This window comes from Acrocarpospora phusangensis (assembly GCF_016862995.1).
Classification (GTDB): domain Bacteria; phylum Actinomycetota; class Actinomycetes; order Streptosporangiales; family Streptosporangiaceae; genus Acrocarpospora; species Acrocarpospora phusangensis.
The window spans coordinates 1-13,874 of sequence record NZ_BOOA01000004.1; the positions used below are offsets into that span (position 1 = coordinate 1).

Annotated in this window: 15 protein-coding genes; 5 read left to right on the forward strand and 10 right to left on the reverse strand. The window is 69.7% G+C overall.

Annotated features, from left to right (window positions below; translation table 11 throughout):
• Positions 1 to 346: 346 nt before the first annotated feature.
• The 6 genes from Aph01nite_RS41085 to Aph01nite_RS03180 are packed head-to-tail and all read right to left on the reverse strand — an operon-like array spanning position 347 to position 7,062.
• A complete protein-coding gene (locus Aph01nite_RS41085) occupies positions 347 to 2,041 on the reverse strand; it encodes an NADH-quinone oxidoreductase subunit N (protein ID WP_239161365.1) in 1,695 nt (564 codons plus the stop codon).
• Positions 2,042 to 2,054: 13 nt separating this feature from the next.
• Positions 2,055 to 3,692: a complex I subunit 4 family protein gene (locus Aph01nite_RS03160; protein WP_204039189.1), complete on the reverse strand. Its 1,638-nt coding sequence runs from the start codon at positions 3,690 to 3,692 to the stop codon at positions 2,055 to 2,057.
• Positions 3,689 to 5,575: an NADH-quinone oxidoreductase subunit 5 family protein gene (locus Aph01nite_RS03165; protein ID WP_204039190.1), complete on the reverse strand. Its 1,887-nt coding sequence runs from the start codon at positions 5,573 to 5,575 to the stop codon at positions 3,689 to 3,691. The genes Aph01nite_RS03160 and Aph01nite_RS03165 overlap by 4 nt, the downstream gene beginning before the upstream one ends.
• The gene (gene nuoK / locus Aph01nite_RS03170) at positions 5,572 to 5,931 is read right to left on the reverse strand and encodes an NADH-quinone oxidoreductase subunit NuoK (RefSeq protein WP_204039191.1); all 360 of its coding nucleotides are present in this window, start codon (positions 5,929 to 5,931) and stop codon (positions 5,572 to 5,574) included. The genes Aph01nite_RS03165 and nuoK overlap by 4 nt, the downstream gene beginning before the upstream one ends.
• A gap of 34 nt (positions 5,932 to 5,965) precedes the next feature.
• The gene (locus Aph01nite_RS03175; RefSeq protein ID WP_204039192.1) at positions 5,966 to 6,496 is read right to left on the reverse strand and encodes an NADH-quinone oxidoreductase subunit J family protein; all 531 of its coding nucleotides are present in this window, start codon (positions 6,494 to 6,496) and stop codon (positions 5,966 to 5,968) included.
• Complete coding sequence (locus tag Aph01nite_RS03180; protein WP_239161366.1) at positions 6,493 to 7,062, reverse strand: NuoI/complex I 23 kDa subunit family protein; 570 nt, start codon at positions 7,060 to 7,062, stop codon at positions 6,493 to 6,495. The genes Aph01nite_RS03175 and Aph01nite_RS03180 overlap by 4 nt, the downstream gene beginning before the upstream one ends.
• Positions 7,063 to 7,163: 101 nt before the next feature.
• Here Aph01nite_RS03180 and Aph01nite_RS03185 point away from each other — a divergent pair, with 101 nt between their 5' ends.
• The 3 genes from Aph01nite_RS03185 to Aph01nite_RS03195 all read left to right on the forward strand — a co-directional run bounded on the left by Aph01nite_RS03185 (position 7,164) and on the right by Aph01nite_RS03195 (position 9,609).
• Positions 7,164 to 7,820, forward strand: a complete 657-nt coding sequence (locus Aph01nite_RS03185; RefSeq protein WP_204039193.1) for a ComEA family DNA-binding protein — start codon at positions 7,164 to 7,166, stop codon at positions 7,818 to 7,820.
• A gap of 166 nt (positions 7,821 to 7,986) precedes the next feature.
• Positions 7,987 to 8,172: a helix-hairpin-helix domain-containing protein gene (locus Aph01nite_RS42540; protein ID WP_373872258.1), complete on the forward strand. Its 186-nt coding sequence runs from the start codon at positions 7,987 to 7,989 to the stop codon at positions 8,170 to 8,172.
• An 81-nt stretch (positions 8,173 to 8,253) separates the two neighbouring features.
• Positions 8,254 to 9,609: a serine/threonine-protein kinase gene (locus tag Aph01nite_RS03195; RefSeq protein WP_204039194.1), complete on the forward strand. Its 1,356-nt coding sequence runs from the start codon at positions 8,254 to 8,256 to the stop codon at positions 9,607 to 9,609.
• A gap of 4 nt (positions 9,610 to 9,613) precedes the next feature.
• On the opposite strand, the gene nuoH is transcribed toward Aph01nite_RS03195, so the two are convergent.
• The 4 genes from nuoH to Aph01nite_RS03215 are packed head-to-tail and all read right to left on the reverse strand — an operon-like array spanning position 9,614 to position 12,032.
• Positions 9,614 to 10,561: an NADH-quinone oxidoreductase subunit NuoH gene (nuoH, locus tag Aph01nite_RS03200; RefSeq protein ID WP_204039195.1), complete on the reverse strand. Its 948-nt coding sequence runs from the start codon at positions 10,559 to 10,561 to the stop codon at positions 9,614 to 9,616.
• Positions 10,554 to 11,072 carry an NADH-quinone oxidoreductase subunit C gene (locus tag Aph01nite_RS03205; protein WP_204039196.1) on the reverse strand — a complete coding sequence of 173 codons (519 nt, stop codon included), beginning with the start codon at positions 11,070 to 11,072 and terminating at the stop codon, positions 10,554 to 10,556. The genes nuoH and Aph01nite_RS03205 overlap by 8 nt, the downstream gene beginning before the upstream one ends.
• Positions 11,069 to 11,602, reverse strand: coding sequence for an NADH-quinone oxidoreductase subunit B (locus Aph01nite_RS03210; RefSeq protein WP_155341561.1), 534 nt, complete (start codon positions 11,600 to 11,602; stop codon positions 11,069 to 11,071). Before Aph01nite_RS03210 ends, Aph01nite_RS03205 begins: the two co-directional genes overlap by 4 nt.
• A 58-nt stretch (positions 11,603 to 11,660) precedes the next feature.
• Positions 11,661 to 12,032 (reverse strand): NADH-quinone oxidoreductase subunit A, encoded by a 372-nt coding sequence (locus tag Aph01nite_RS03215; RefSeq protein ID WP_204039197.1) that lies wholly within the window; start codon positions 12,030 to 12,032, stop codon positions 11,661 to 11,663.
• Positions 12,033 to 12,210: 178 nt separating this feature from the next.
• On the opposite strand from Aph01nite_RS03215, the gene Aph01nite_RS03220 reads away from it, so the two are divergent.
• Both Aph01nite_RS03220 and Aph01nite_RS42545 read left to right on the forward strand, forming a co-directional pair.
• Positions 12,211 to 13,713, forward strand: coding sequence for a polysaccharide deacetylase family protein (locus Aph01nite_RS03220; protein WP_204039198.1), 1,503 nt, complete (start codon positions 12,211 to 12,213; stop codon positions 13,711 to 13,713).
• A 28-nt stretch (positions 13,714 to 13,741) separates the two neighbouring features.
• On the forward strand, positions 13,742 to 13,822 hold the full coding sequence (locus tag Aph01nite_RS42545) for a putative leader peptide (RefSeq protein ID WP_373869706.1): 81 nt from the start codon (positions 13,742 to 13,744) through the stop codon (positions 13,820 to 13,822).
• Positions 13,823 to 13,874 lie beyond the last annotated feature (52 nt).

The window sequence follows — 13,874 nt, forward strand, 5'->3', positions numbered from 1 at the left end:
GACGAGAATCCCGCCGACTCGGCGGCGTTGGAGGAAGCGTGGCCGGTATCGACGCCCCGTGGCTGCGCTACAACCCCGTCACGGTCACCTGGCCGGGCGGCGGGTCCGCGGGCGGCAGGCTTCCGGCCGATCACCCACAGCTCAGAGCGCTCAGCACAACTCGACGTCCTGCACGCCCTGCTTGACCGTCCAGACACGTGCGCCCTCGAAGGACACGCACCGCTCCGGCTCGCGTGCCACGTCCGACGCCAGGGAAGAGCTCAGCCGATGGCGGCGAAAACCCGTTCATAATCCCAGCGGCGGCGAGAACCGACCTTTCAGTCCATGGCGGGTGAGCAACCAGCTCTCAGCCGATGGCGGTGAGGACGAGTTGGGGCGCCACTGAGAAGGCGACTGTGATCAGTAGGGCTGCGCCGATGGCGAGGATGACGGGAGTGCGGCCCCGGTCCTCTCCCCCGGTACGGCTCTCGCCTGCCGAAGCCGAGCCCGCCGGAGCCGGTACGAACAGCCGAGCCGTCCACGCCAGGTAGTAGTAAAGCCCGATCACCGTATTGATCGCCATCACGACCGCCAGCCACCCCAGCCCACCCGAAACGATCTCCCGGAACACCACGACCTTCGCGAACAGACCCGCGAGGCCCGGCGGCAGACCGGCCAGGCAGATGAGGGCGAACGCCAGCGAAAGCGCGGCTCCGGGGCTTCGGAAGGCGAGGCCGCGGTAGTCGTCGAGTTGGTTGGATTTGTGGCGGCGGGCGATCAGCATGACGACGGCGAAGGCCAGGAGGTTCATGGCCGCGTAGAGGACCAGGTAGGCGATGGAGGCGTTCACCGCGCCGGGCATGCCCACAGTCGCCGGCAGTTCGATGTCCTGCGATTTGGAGACGACGAACGCGCCTGAGTCGCTCGCGAAGGTGTTCCCCGACTGGTTGAGGCCGGTGGCGTCCTGCGTGTGCATCGCGTTGAGGAAGGCCACGATGTCCATGTGCACCGCCAGCGGCGCCAGGATGTAGCCGGACTGCGCCACCGACGACCAGGCAAGCATCCGTACGGCATGCCGTTGCCGCAGGGCGAGCACGTTGCCCACCGTCATCGTGAGCGCGGCGATGATCGCGACAAGGGGTGTCCAGGTGGCCGCCTCGCTGAACAGGGCCTGGGTGAGCACGAGGAGCAGCCCGGCGAAACCGGCCGCTTTCGAGATCACGGACAGGAGCGCGGCGACGGGCACCGGCGCGCCCTCGTAGACGTCGCCCGCCCAGAAGTGGAACGGCACGGCGGCGACCTTGAAGGCGAAGCCAGCGACGACCAGTACGACGGCCACGGTCACCACGGCGGCGCCGTTGTGGAAGACGGCTCCGGTGAGTTCCTGGTGGGCCCCGCTCAGAGCCGAGCCAGAGGCGGTGGAACTGGCGGCGAGCGTGGGTTGCAGGGCCGCCGCCACGCGGTTGAGGTGCATGGAGCCGGTCGCGCCGTACAGGAGGGAGACGCCGAAGAGCATGACGGCGGTGGAGACGACGGAGACGACGAAGAGTTTGAGGGAGGCTTCGGAGGCGCGGCCGTCGTAGCGGCGCAGGGCGGTCAGCGCGAAGACCGGGAGGGACACCAGTTCGAGGGCGACGACGAGCATGACCAGGTCACGGGCGGCGGGGAGCAGGACGGCGCCGGTCAGGGTCGCCAGCAGCAGGAAGTACCACTCCCCCACCGGGATGCGCCCGCCCGCGAGTTCCGCCAGGGACAGCAGGACGACGATGACTCCCGCCGCCAGGGTGAGCCCGGCGAAGATCCCGGTGAACCAGTCGAACACGAACGAACACGACGAAGCATCCCCGGGCACGCAGAACGTGCGCAGTTCCTCCCCGCGTACGGCTTGCGCCACCACCACGCCGAGCGCCGCCAGCACTCCCGCCAGCGTGATGACCCCGAGGGCGGTACGCGCTGCGGCCACCCGCGCGGGCAGGAAGGCGTCCAGCACGAGCACCAGACCGGCGGTGAGCGCGAGGATCAGCGGCGCGGCGATCGCCCAGTAGTCGATGGACTGGATCATCGGCGGTCCGCGATCATGGCGCCCCCAGGAGGGTTCTGACGACGGGGTCGGTGAGCCCGAGCAGCCCTGACGGCCAGAGGCCGAAGAGCACGGTCAGCGCGACCAGCGGAGTCCACGCCGCCAGTTCGGCGGGTCTGACGTCCTGGGAGGCCGTGCCCGCGCGCGTGAGCACGGGGGACTCGTGGGCGATCTCCGTCTCGGCGGCCACGGGTTCGATCAGGTCGGGGACCTCCTCCGCGGTCTCGGCCGGAGGGCCGGGCGGGGTGGTGACGGGCTCGCCGGGGAGGCCGTGGGTGACGCGGGAGAGCATGAGCAGGAAGTAGGCCGCGGTGAGGACCGCGCCGAGGCCGCCGATGGTCATGAAGACCAGAAAGAGCGGCCGGGACAGGGCCTCCGCGGGGTCGAAGGCGCCCTGGAGGGCGAGCATCTCCCCCCAGAATCCGGCCAGTCCGGGCAGCCCGAGGGAGGCGACGCAGGCGAAGGTGAGCAGCGACCCCACGTACGGGAAGCGGCCGAGCATGCCGCCGCCCAGGCGGGTCATGTCGGCGGTGCCGTAGCGTTCCTTGATCGCGCCGGCGATGAAGAACAGCAGGCCGGTGATCAGACCGTGGGCGACATTTCCGAAAAGGGCGGCGTTGATGCCGACGGGGGTGAGGGTGGCGAACCCGAGCAGGACGAAGCCCATGTGCCCGACCGACGAGTACGCGATCATCCGTTTGAGGTCCTGCTGCGCCAGGCAGGCGAGCGCGCCGTACACGATGCCGACGACCGCGAAGGCGCCCAGCCAGGGCGCGACGGCCTCGGCTCCCTCCGGGAGGATCGGGATGGCGATCCGGGCGAAGCCGTACGTGCCCATTTTGAGGAGGACGCCGGCCAGGAGGACCGAACCCACCGTGGGGGCCTCGGTGTGGGCGTCGGGGAGCCAGGTGTGCAGCGGCCACATCGGGGTCTTGACGGCGAGGCCGATGCCGATGGCGACGAACGCGATGATCTGCGTCGAGCGCGCCATCGGGTGGGACTGCGCGAGCACGACCATGTCGAGGGTGCCGGTCTGGGTCCAGATGACCAGCAGGCCCAGCAGCAGCACGGCCGAGCCGAGCAGCGTGTAGAGGATGAACTTGATCGCCGCCGCGCGCCGCCGGGCGCCGCCCCAGATGGCGATCACGAAGTACATCGGGATCAGCACGACCTCGAAGAACACGAAGAACAGCAGCAGGTCGAGCGCGATGAACGTGCCGATCATCCCGAATTCGAGGACCAGCAGGGTGAAGACCAGCGCCCTCGGGCGCAGCTCACCCAGCCGGGACGCGTCCTGCCCGGGACCGGAGGGCCGGCCCGCGAGATACCCGAAACAGAGGAAGGTGAGCAGGGCCGTCAGCACCACCAGGGGCAGCGAGACGCCGTCGACGCCCAGGTGGAAGCGGAGGTCCAGGCCCGGGATCCAGGGCAGGTCGGTCTCGAACTGCATGCGCTCCGGCGCGGCGTAGTCGAACGCCGCCAGCACCGCGACCGCCGCGGCCAGCGTCACCCCGGAGACGGCCAGGCCGTAACCGCGGGGCACGCGTCCGGCGAAGGCGGGCGCGAGCAGTCCGGCGGCCCCGGCCAGCGGCAACGCGGCCAGCAGGATCAGCAGCCACCCGGACCCGGTCATCCCCACACCACCGCCCCGACCGCGATCAGCAGGATTCCGGCCAGCAGCCCGGTCACGTACAGCTGGGCGTTGCCGTTCTGGGCGAGTCTGGCGAAGGCGGACAGGCGCATGGTCATGCGGCCGGAGCCGCGCACCGCGCCGTCCACGACGTGGGTGTCGGTCCTGACGACGCCGCGGGCGAGGGCCAGGATCGGGCGGGCGACCAGTGCAGCGTACGCCCGGTCCACGTAGAACGCCTGCTCGCAGGGCGCCCGGAAGGGCCCGAGGAGGCGGGCGGGGTCGCTCTGCGGGGCGCCGCGCCAGCTCGCGTAGACGATCGCGGCGCCGAGCAGGACGACGGCCAGGCTGGTCGCGGCCGACAGCCAGTCCATGTCGGCGAGGCCGAGGAACCCGAGCAGCAGGGCGGGGACCGCGAGCAGGCCGATCGGCCACACCATCGTGCGGGGCGCCTCCCTGCCGTCGAAGACGTGCGCGGTGCCGGGCTCGGGTTCGGGGAGCGCCTGCACGTGCGGCTCGCCGAAGAACGTGCGCAGCCAGGCGCGCACCGCGTACGCCCCCGTGACGCCGACGGTGATCAGGGCGGAGCCGTACAGGAGGAGGCGGATCGGGCTGGTGGAGTGTTCGAGGGCCAGGATGACGGCGTCCTTGCTGAAGAAGCCGCTGGTGGGGGGCAGGCCCATGAGGGCGGCGAAGCCGACGGTCATGGTCCAGAAGGTGATCGGCATGGCCCGGCGCAGGCCGCCCATGTGGCTCAGCAGGTTGGAGCCGACGTGGTGGATGACGGCGCCGGCGCACAGGAACAGCAGCGCCTTGAACGCGCCGTGGCTGACCAGGTGGAAGATGGCCGCGTCGGGCGAGCCCGCGGCCAGCGCGGCCGCCATGTAGGCCAGCTGGCTGATGGTGGAGTACGCCAGGATTCGTTTGAGATCGTCCTGCGCGAACGCGGCGAGGGCGGCGCCGAGCATGCCGATGGCGGCCAGCACGCCGAGCACGTCGAGGGTGGGCTGCGGGAAGACGGGGAAGAGCCGGGCCACGATGAAGATGCCGGCGGCGACCATGGTGGCGGCGTGGATGAGGGCGCTGATCGGGGTCGGGCCCGCCATCGCGTCGGGCAGCCAGGTCTGCAGCGGCACCTGGGCGCTCTTCCCGGCGACACCGCCGAGCAGCAGCATCGTCGCCAGGACCAGCGTTCCCGCCGGGAGGTCGGCGGCGATCACGTCGTCGATCCGGAAGCTCCCGGCGGCGAAGCCGAGCGTGAAGATCCCGAACAGGAAGGCCACGTCGCCCAGCCGGGTGACCAGGAACGCCTTGACCGCGGCCCGCGAGTTCGCCCGGTCCTCCCACCAGTGCCCGATCAGCAGGTACGAGCACAGGCCCATGATCTCCCAGCCGACGTAGAGCACCAGGAGGTCGGCGGCGAACACCACGAGCAGCATCGCGCTGGTGAACAGGCTGATGAACGCACTGTACGAAGGGAACCGCGAATCCCCCCGGAGGTATCCCACCGAGTAGACCTGCACCGCCAGCGCGACCACGGTGACGAGGATGGCAGTGAGCACCGACAGTCCGTCGACCTGGAGCCCCACCGAGATCGGCAGCCCGCCCGTCTCGATCACGGTCAGCGTGCCCTCAGCCGAACCGGGCAGCAGTTCCCCCCAGAAGAACTCTCCCGAACCATCCGATCCCGCCGCCTGCACGGCCAGCCAGACCGTCGCGGCCAGCGCGCCCGCCGCGGACGACACCGCGATCCAGGCCGCCCGCCGATTGGCCCGGAGATCATTCTCCTCGGTACGGCTCCCGCCCCGCGGCCACCGCGATCCCAGCAGCCCCGCCACCGCCCCCGCGAAGGGCAGCAGCACGATGAGCGCGGCGACGGCGATCACCCTTCGCCACCCCCGGCCGTGACCTTCTCAACGGCAGGAGCGTCTCCAGACGGTTCGGACAGCTCACGCAGCCGGTCCAGGTCGATGCTCTGGCGGTTCCTGAAGACGGCCAGGACGATGGCCAGCCCGATGCCCACCTCGGCGGCGGCGATGACGATCACGAACAGGGTCAGCACCTGGCCGCCGTTGAGCTGGTCGCGCAGCCAGACGTCGAAGGCGACCAGGTTGAGGTTGACCGCGTTCAGCATCAGCTCGACCGACATCAGCACGAGGATGGTGTTGCGGCGGGCGAGCACGCCGTACACGCCGGTGGAGAACAGGAGGCAGGACACGACGGCCGGATAGACGACGTGCATGGTCAGCCCACCGCCTCGGGCTCGGGGGCCGGCGTCATTCGCGGCCCTTGATGTCGGTGCGGGAGATCACGATGGCCCCGATCAGCGCGGCCAGCAGGAGCACGGACAGGGCTTCGAACGGGAGCACCCAGGTCCGGAAGATGCTGCCGCCGAGCGTTTTGGCCGAGCCCGTTCCCGGCTCCAGCGGCGCGTACGCCGTGCGGAAACCGTCCACGACCACCGTCACCAGGACGGCGGCGGTGGCGAGGGCGACGATCGCGGCGAGGACGCGGTTACCGGAGTCCAGGTCGGCGGTACGGCCGATGGGAGCCCGGGTGAGCATGATCCCGAACAGCATCAGGACGACCACCGCGCCGACGTAGATGAGCACCTGGACCCAGGCCACGAACTCGGCGGTCAGCACCAGGTAGCAGCCGGCCAGCGCGCCGAAGCAGGCGACCAGCCAGAGGGCGGCGTGCACGAGCTGGCGGGTGGTGACGACCAGCAGCGCGGAGCCGACCGCGACCACGCCGAGCAGCAGGAACACGATCTCCTGCGCCGTCGGTGGCCAGAGGGCGGGCGTCACGCATCCCCCTCGGTTCCGGGGCGTTTCGGGAGCGCGCCGGGCGGGCGGATGGATCTCGCGGACGGGCGGGGAGCGGACTCCGCGGCGAGTTCCTTGGGCGGGTCGGCGTTGGGTTCGTGGGCGGGCGGGGGCGGGACCTTGGCGGCCCAGGTGGCCAGCTTGTCCTTCTCGTGAAGCAGGTCCCGGATGTCGTGTTCGGCGTACTCGAAGTCGGGGGCCCAGAAGAGGGCGTCGAAGGGGCAGGCCTCGATGCAGATGCCGCAGTACATGCAGAGCGAGAAGTCGATCGCGAAGCGGTCGAGCACGTTGCGCTGCCGAGGGCGGCCGCCTTCGGGGGCCGGGATCGTCTCCTTGTGGGAGTCGATGTAGATGCACCAGTCGGGGCATTCCCGCGCGCAGAGCATGCACGAGGTGCAGTTCTCCTCGACCAGCGCGATGACGCCGCGACTGCGCGGGGGCAGCACGGGCTGCACCTGCGGATACTGCTGCGTCACGGATCTGCGCAGCATGTGCCGCAAGGTGACGGCCAGCCCTTTGGCCAGCCCGCTCCCTGGTATTCGCGCCACGATTCAACATCATGACGCACGATCGCCACGCCGGGAAGTTAGGGGGGACAGGCTTGACCGAGCCGAGGGGTTCTGGAGAGTTTCCCGCGTATTGTTCGCATATGAACCACCCGCCGCGCTCAGCCGCCGGCAGCTTCCTGTGGGCGTTCGCGCCCTTGGTCACGGTCGGGTTCGCCACTCCCTTCACCATGGGCTTCGCGGCCGCGAAAAAGCGGAGCTGGCCGCTCGGGGTGGCGGCGGCGGGCTACGCGGCGGGCATGGTGGCCTGGCTGGGCATCGCGAACTCCTACGAGGGCCAGGTGCCCGGAATCCCTGCCGTGATCATGGTGGTCGGGCTGTTCGGCAGCTGGATGGGGGGAACGATCCACAGCCTGCTGATCCGCGCGTCGGTCTTCGAGACCCGGCCCGTACGGCTCACTCCGAACGAGCAAGCGCTTGAGCAGGCACGGTACCGCCGACAGCTCCGGAAGGAGGCGCGTGAGCTGGTCAGACGTGATCCCGCCCTGGCGAAGGAACTCCGCGTCGGACGCCCCGATCTGCCCCGCCAGTACGACGACGGCGGCCTGATCGACTTCAACCACGCCCCGGCGCGCGTGATCGGGACCGTTCCCGGCATGACCCCCGACCTCGTGGACCGCGTGCTGCACGCGCGGCGCGAAACAGGCCTGTTCGCCTCGGCCGAGGAACTGTCGATAACACTCGACCTGCCGGTGGACCTCAATGACGAACTAGGCGAATACAGCGTCTACCTGCCATAACCAAATACCGAAATATCCGGATAATTTTGGTGCGGTACGGCGGCTGCCTGGCAAACTCCGCCAGGAGTCCCGCGAGCTGGCCCAGCGTGACCCGGCGCTGGCCCGGGAGCTGGGGATCGGCCGCCCGGACGTCTCCCGGGACTACGACGACGGCGGCCTGGTCGACATCAATCACGCCTCGGCGCGGGCGATCGGCGGGATTCCGGGTTTCACGCCGGATCTGGCCGACCGTATCGTCGCCGCGCGGGCCGCCACAGGGCTGTTCACCTCGGCGAACGAACTCTCGGTCCTGCTCGATCTGCCGGTGGACCTCAATGATGAACTGGCGGAATACACTATCTACCTCCCCTAATAGCTGAGAAGTCCGTATTCTCGCGCTGTGCACCCCTACTGGCAGCAGCAACAGCCCAGGCCATCCGAGGGCTTAACCGTATTGTGGGCTCTGGTCCCGCTGTTTACCTGTGGGTTTGGTACGCCCTTCATCATTGGGTACGCGGCCTATCGGCGGCGCAGCCCGTGGCTGGTCGTCTCAACCGGCGGATACGTCCTGAGTGTCGTCATCTTCCTCATCGGGGTCTTCTCCTACGACGATCTGGACCTGCTGCCCACCTGGCTCGACGTGACGATGACCGTCGGGCTGTTCGTGAACTGGCTCGGCGGGCTGACGCAGGCGCTGATCATCCGTACCAAGGTGTTCTACGGGCAGCCACAGCACGTCCAGCACGGGCAGGCGCAGCAGATGAACCAGCCGTACCCGCCGCCGATGCCGGTGCGTCCGCCGATGCCGCAGGGGCCGGTGTTCCCCCCGCCGCCGCCCCGGCCGGTCGGGCACGTCACCGGGCCGCGTCCGCCGATGGCCCCGCGTCCGGGGCCGCCGATGCCGCCGCCGAACCCCATGCCGAATCCCATGCCGAATCCCATGCCGAACCCGATGCCGCATTCGACCGGTCCCCGGTCGCCGTGGCGGAACGCGCCCACCCGGCCGGGCTCCTCCGGGCCCGCCGATCCGTCGAACCGGCCGGAGCAGCTCGGGCACTACCGGGTGATCGGCAACCTGGGGAAGGGCGGGCAGGGCTCGGTCTACCTCGGCGTGGACCCGCAGGGCCGCAAGGTCGCCATCAAGGTGCTGCACGCGCACATCGCGGGCGACGAGGCCGCCCAGGCCAGGTTCCTGCGCGAGGTGGAGGCGGCCCGCCGGGTGGCGCCGTTCTCGACCGCGCGGGTGCTGGACGTGAGCGTCACCGCCGAGCTGGCGTACGTGGTGAGCGAGTTCGTGGACGGCCAGTCCCTGGACCAGCTGGTCAGGGACAAGGGCCCCCGGCCGGAGGACGGCCTGATCCGGCTGGCGCTGGCCACGTCCGGGGCGCTGGCCGCCATCCACAAGGCGGGCATCGTGCACCGCGACTTCAAGCCGAGCAACGTCCTGATCGGCGCGGACGGCCCGCGTGTGATCGACTTCGGCATCGCCAAGGCGCTCGACCAGGTGACCGCGACGGCCAGCCAGATCATGGGGACGCCGGCGTACATGTCGCCCGAGCAGCTCGCCGGGGAGGTGGTCGGGCCGAAGACGGACGTGTTCAGCTGGGCCGCCACGATGATCTTCGCGGCCACCGGCAGGACCGCGTTCGGGGACGACACCATCCCGGCCATCCTGAACCGGGTGATCAACCATCAGCCGGACCTGAGCGCGCTGCCGGCCTCGCTCCGCGGTCTCGCCCGCTCCTGCCTGGACAAACGCCCGGAGAACCGCCCGACCGCCTCCGACGTGATGCTGAGGATCGTGCAGTAACGGGTTAGAGCACCTTCACGACGCCGGTCAGGGCCAGCTGGACCAGGGCGAGGGGGACCAGGCCCACCCAGGCGAGCTTCTGGAGCTGGTCCTCCCGCATCCGGGGGTAGCTGACGCGCACCCAGATGACCACGAAGGCCAGGGCGAAGATCTTGATGAGGGTCCAGACCGCGCCGGGGAGCCAGGGGCCCTGCCAGCCGCCCAGGAAGAGCACGGTGGTCAGCGCGGAGAGCACCACGATGCCGGCGTACTCGGCGAGCATGAAGAGGGCGAAGCGGATGCCCGTGTACTCGGTCATCGGGCCCATGATGATCTCGGACTCGGCGATCGGCATGTCGAAGGGCGGGCGGCGCAGTTCGGCCAGGCCGGCCACGAAGAACACGACCGCGCCGATGCCCTGCCAGGGCAGCCACCACCACTGCCACGCCTCCACGATGCCGCTCAGCGAGAGCGTGCCCGCGGCCATCGCCACGCTGGAGGCGGCCAGCACCAGCGGCAGCTCGTACGACATCAGCTGCGCGGCCGACCGCATCCCGCCGAGCACCGAGTACTTGTTGGCCGACGACCACCCGGCCATGATCGACCCGAGCACCCCGATGCCCATGACGGCCAGCACGAAGAACAGCCCGGCGTCCAGGTCCACGCCGTACCAGCCGGGTGCCACGGGAATGACGATCATCACGACCAGGTACGGCACCAGCCCCACGGCCGGCGCGATGCGGAAGACGGTCCGGTCGGCGGCGGCCGGGATGACGTCCTCCTTCTGGACGAACTTCACCCCGTCCGCGATCAGCTGGGCCCAGCCGTGGAACCCCCCGGCGTACATGGGGCCGAGGCGGGACTGCATGTGCGCCATCGCCTTGTGCTCCAGCTGCCCGACGATGAGCGGCAGCAGCAGGAAGGCGCCGATGATCACGACGAGCCGGATGGCGACGTCAAGCACCTCAGGCATCCTTGCCCCAATCAGCCGGGACCCCCGGCGGAGCCATCTTGCGACGGCTTGGCGCGCCATGGCCGGATTCGCCCGGTTCCTTGGCTCCCGGCCAGACCTTCGCCACGCGGGCGGCGAGCACGAAATCCTTGCGCAGCGGGTGGCCCTCGAACCCGTCCGGCAGCAGCAGCGGGCGCAGGTCCGGATGGCCCTCGAAGATCACCCCGAACATCTCGTACGTCTCGCGCTCGTGCCAGTTGGCCCCCCGGTAGACCTCCACCGCGGAGGGGAGCCGGGGGTCGGCGCGCGGCACCCGGGTCCTGATCAGCAGGTGGGCGAAGGACTCCGGGTCGAACACGTGGGCCACCACGCCGAAGGAGTCCGGGGGCTCGTCCACGCCGGTCAGCCAGTCGAAGAAGTGGTAGCCCTGGTCGCGGGCGTGGCGCAGGGCGTCGGCCCAGCCGGCCGGATCGACGTCCACCGTGGTCTCGCCGAAGGTCTCGGAGACCGTGCCGCCAGGAATGCCGATCATGTGATCACCGGGTTGCCGGGCTGGTCCTTGGCCCAGACGTAGCGGTCGCTGAGGTTCTCCGTGGCGATCATCTCCTGGAGCTTCACGATGCCGTGGAGCAGGGCCTCGGGCCGCGGCGGGCAGCCGGGCACGTACACGTCCACGGGGATGATCTGGTCGACGCCCTTGGTCACGCAGTAGGAGTCCCAGTACGGCCCGCCGGAGTTGGAGCAGGCCCCGAACGAGATCACGTACTTGGGGTCGGGCATCTGCTCGTAGAGGCGTTTCACGGCGGGGGCCATCTTGTCGGTCACCGTGCCGGAGACGATCATCAGGTCGGCCTGGCGGGGGCCGTTGGCGAAGGGGATGACGCCGAACCTGATGAAGTCGTGGCGGCTCATCGAGGTGGCGATGAACTCGATGGCGCAGCAGGCCAGGCCGAAGTTGAACACCCAGAGGGAGTACTTGCGGCCCCAGTTGAGGACGAACTTCATCGGTTTGGGGGCGAGCCGCGAGACCGGGCCCACGGTCGGCATCGGAAGATCGGCCATGCGTGGCATTGTCCTCCTCCTCTCAGGTCCAGGCGAGATCTCAGGTCCAGGTGCGTTGTCAGGTCCAGGCGAGCACGCGTTTCCGCCAGGCGTACAGGATGCCGAGGGCGATGAAGGCCAGGAAGACGAACATCTCGACGAGTGTGGTGAGGCCGAAGCCGGGGGCGGCGAAGACGGTCGCCCAGGGGAAGAGGAAGACGGCGTCCACGGCGAAGACGACGTAGAGGTAGGTGAAGACGTAGTACCGGATCTGCGACTGGGCCCAGCCGTCGCCGACCGGGTCGACGCCGCACTCGTAGGTGGTGAGCTTCTCGGCGGTGGGGCGGTCGGGCCGGAGCAGCCGGTTGATCAGCAGCCCGCCGGCGAAGATCGCCACTCCGATCCCGAGCAGCACGGCCACAACCACGTATGACCCGAAATATCCGGTCATCAGCTCTCCTCGCGTCTGGACTTGAGCGTACCTGCCGACCGGGTGATCGTCCCGTCCCCGAGGCCCCGAAGATCCCTTGAGGGTGCTCTGGACCGGTTAACCCCCGGCATATCCATGAAAGCCTCAAACCATGACAAAGCCGGGCGGTTGATGTCTAAATCCCCATAACGTTGCACTTATGCCCTCACTTCGACTGGCTGGAGGAATCGCGCTCTGCGTCACGCTCAGCGCGGGTTGCGCGATGGCCTCCCACCACGGTGACGGCAGCACGGACGACGACGCCCCCATAGCATCAGAGCCCACGATGCTGACCTACGTCGATCCGGCCTCGGTCGAGGGACTGATCCCGCAGAGCATCTCCGGCGAGACCCGCGAACCCCACCTGCACGTCAGCTTCCCCACCCTGGAGGACACCCCCGCCCTCAACCGGCGTCTCACGAACGACCTGGGCAAGGCCGTGCAGTCCTACACCATCCGCACCAAGACGGCCGACCGGTTCCCCGCCCCCGAATACAACGTGGACTGGCAGCTCACCGCCGCCTCCCCCGACGTGGTCGGCGTACGGCTGCGCACCGGCGAGTTCGGCGGCGTGCGCTGGGCCAACTCCACCAGAACCCTCTGGTACGACCGTCCGGCCGACCACGTGCTCGGCTCCGCCGATCTGGTGAACAACCTGGATCTGCTGTCCGCCCTGGTCAAGCAGCACCTGGACCGCGACCCCGCGGTGGACTCCGACGTGGTGCGCCCCGACCCCCGGCTGTTCGACTCGCTGGACTTCAACTCGCGCGGCGACCTGGTGGCGGAGTTCGACGACTACCAGGTGGCCCCCGGCTCGGTGGGGCGGATCGCGGTCGCCATCCCCCGCAAGGACGCCGACGCGCTGCTCACCCCGTTCGGCCGCCGCGCCAGGATCGCGGTGGAGCAGGCGAAGCCGGCCTCGCTGCCGGAGATCGTCACGATGAGGGGCGGCGGCGGCCATTCGGTGCCGAACATCGTCCCCCGGCCGCGCGGCGTGCCCAGCGAGCCCGAGCACCGGGCGGACTGCGCGGTGCTCAAATGTGTCGCCCTCACCTTCGACGACGGTCCCGGGCCCAACACCGAGAAGGTGCTGAACGCGCTCGGCGACGAGCGGGCCACCTTCTTCGCCGTCGGCGTCAACGCCGCGGTCGAGCCGCGGGAGCTGGCCAGGATCCGGGAGCGCGGGCACCTGGTGGCCAACCACACGTGGTCGCACCGGGATCTCACCACGATGCCGGAGAACCGGGTGTACGAGCAGCTCAGCCGTACCCAGAGTCTGATCGAGGGGGCCACCGGGGAGGCGCCGGCGCTGGTGCGGGCGCCGTACGGGGCGATCGACCCGAAGGTGAGCGAGGTCGCCAGGGAGCTCGGCCTGAGCCTGGTGCAGTGGAACGTGGACCCGAAGGACTGGCGGGACGAGAACGCCGGCGCGATCGCCTCGCGCACCCTGGCCGAGGCCCGGCGCAACTCGATCGTCCTCCTGCACGACACCAATCCCGCCACCGCCGACGCGATCCCGGAGATCGTGGACGGCCTCGCCGCGCGCGGGTTCACACTCGTCACCGTGCCCGAGTTGTACGGCTCGGCGAGCATGACCCCCGGCCACACCTACGATGCAGGTGGGCGGGCCTCCGTCTCGCGTCGTGGGCAACCGCTGCCGTGACAGCGGCGGGGACATATAGTTAGACAGCGTGACCCGAAACATCCTCTTCACGCGCCGACACGTAGACCTGTGCCGGCTCGCGTCGGGGCTGTGTCGCCGGGCGACCTGACAACAGTGACGTTCCCCCCTGATGGCCCCGCAGGATCACTGTCCGACCGCCC

Excerpts from the sequence above, each read along its gene's own strand:
- Aph01nite_RS41085 (WP_239161365.1), bottom strand. The coding sequence starts at position 2,041 with ATGATCCAGTCCATCGACTACTGGGCGATCGCCGCGCCGCTGATCCTC.
- Aph01nite_RS03205 (WP_204039196.1), bottom strand. The coding sequence starts at position 11,072 with ATGATCGGCATTCCTGGCGGCACGGTCTCCGAGACCTTCGGCGAGACC.
- Aph01nite_RS03215 (WP_204039197.1), bottom strand. The coding sequence starts at position 12,032 with ATGACCGGATATTTCGGGTCATACGTGGTTGTGGCCGTGCTGCTCGGG.
- Aph01nite_RS03210 (WP_155341561.1), bottom strand. The coding sequence starts at position 11,602 with ATGGCCGATCTTCCGATGCCGACCGTGGGCCCGGTCTCGCGGCTCGCC.
- Aph01nite_RS03185 (WP_204039193.1), top strand. The coding sequence starts at position 7,164 with ATGAACCACCCGCCGCGCTCAGCCGCCGGCAGCTTCCTGTGGGCGTTC.
- Aph01nite_RS03160 (WP_204039189.1), bottom strand. The coding sequence starts at position 3,692 with ATGACCGGGTCCGGGTGGCTGCTGATCCTGCTGGCCGCGTTGCCGCTG.
- nuoH (WP_204039195.1), bottom strand. The coding sequence starts at position 10,561 with ATGCCTGAGGTGCTTGACGTCGCCATCCGGCTCGTCGTGATCATCGGC.
- nuoK (WP_204039191.1), bottom strand. The coding sequence starts at position 5,931 with ATGCACGTCGTCTATCCGGCCGTCGTGTCCTGCCTCCTGTTCTCCACC.
- Aph01nite_RS03220 (WP_204039198.1), top strand. The coding sequence starts at position 12,211 with ATGCCCTCACTTCGACTGGCTGGAGGAATCGCGCTCTGCGTCACGCTC.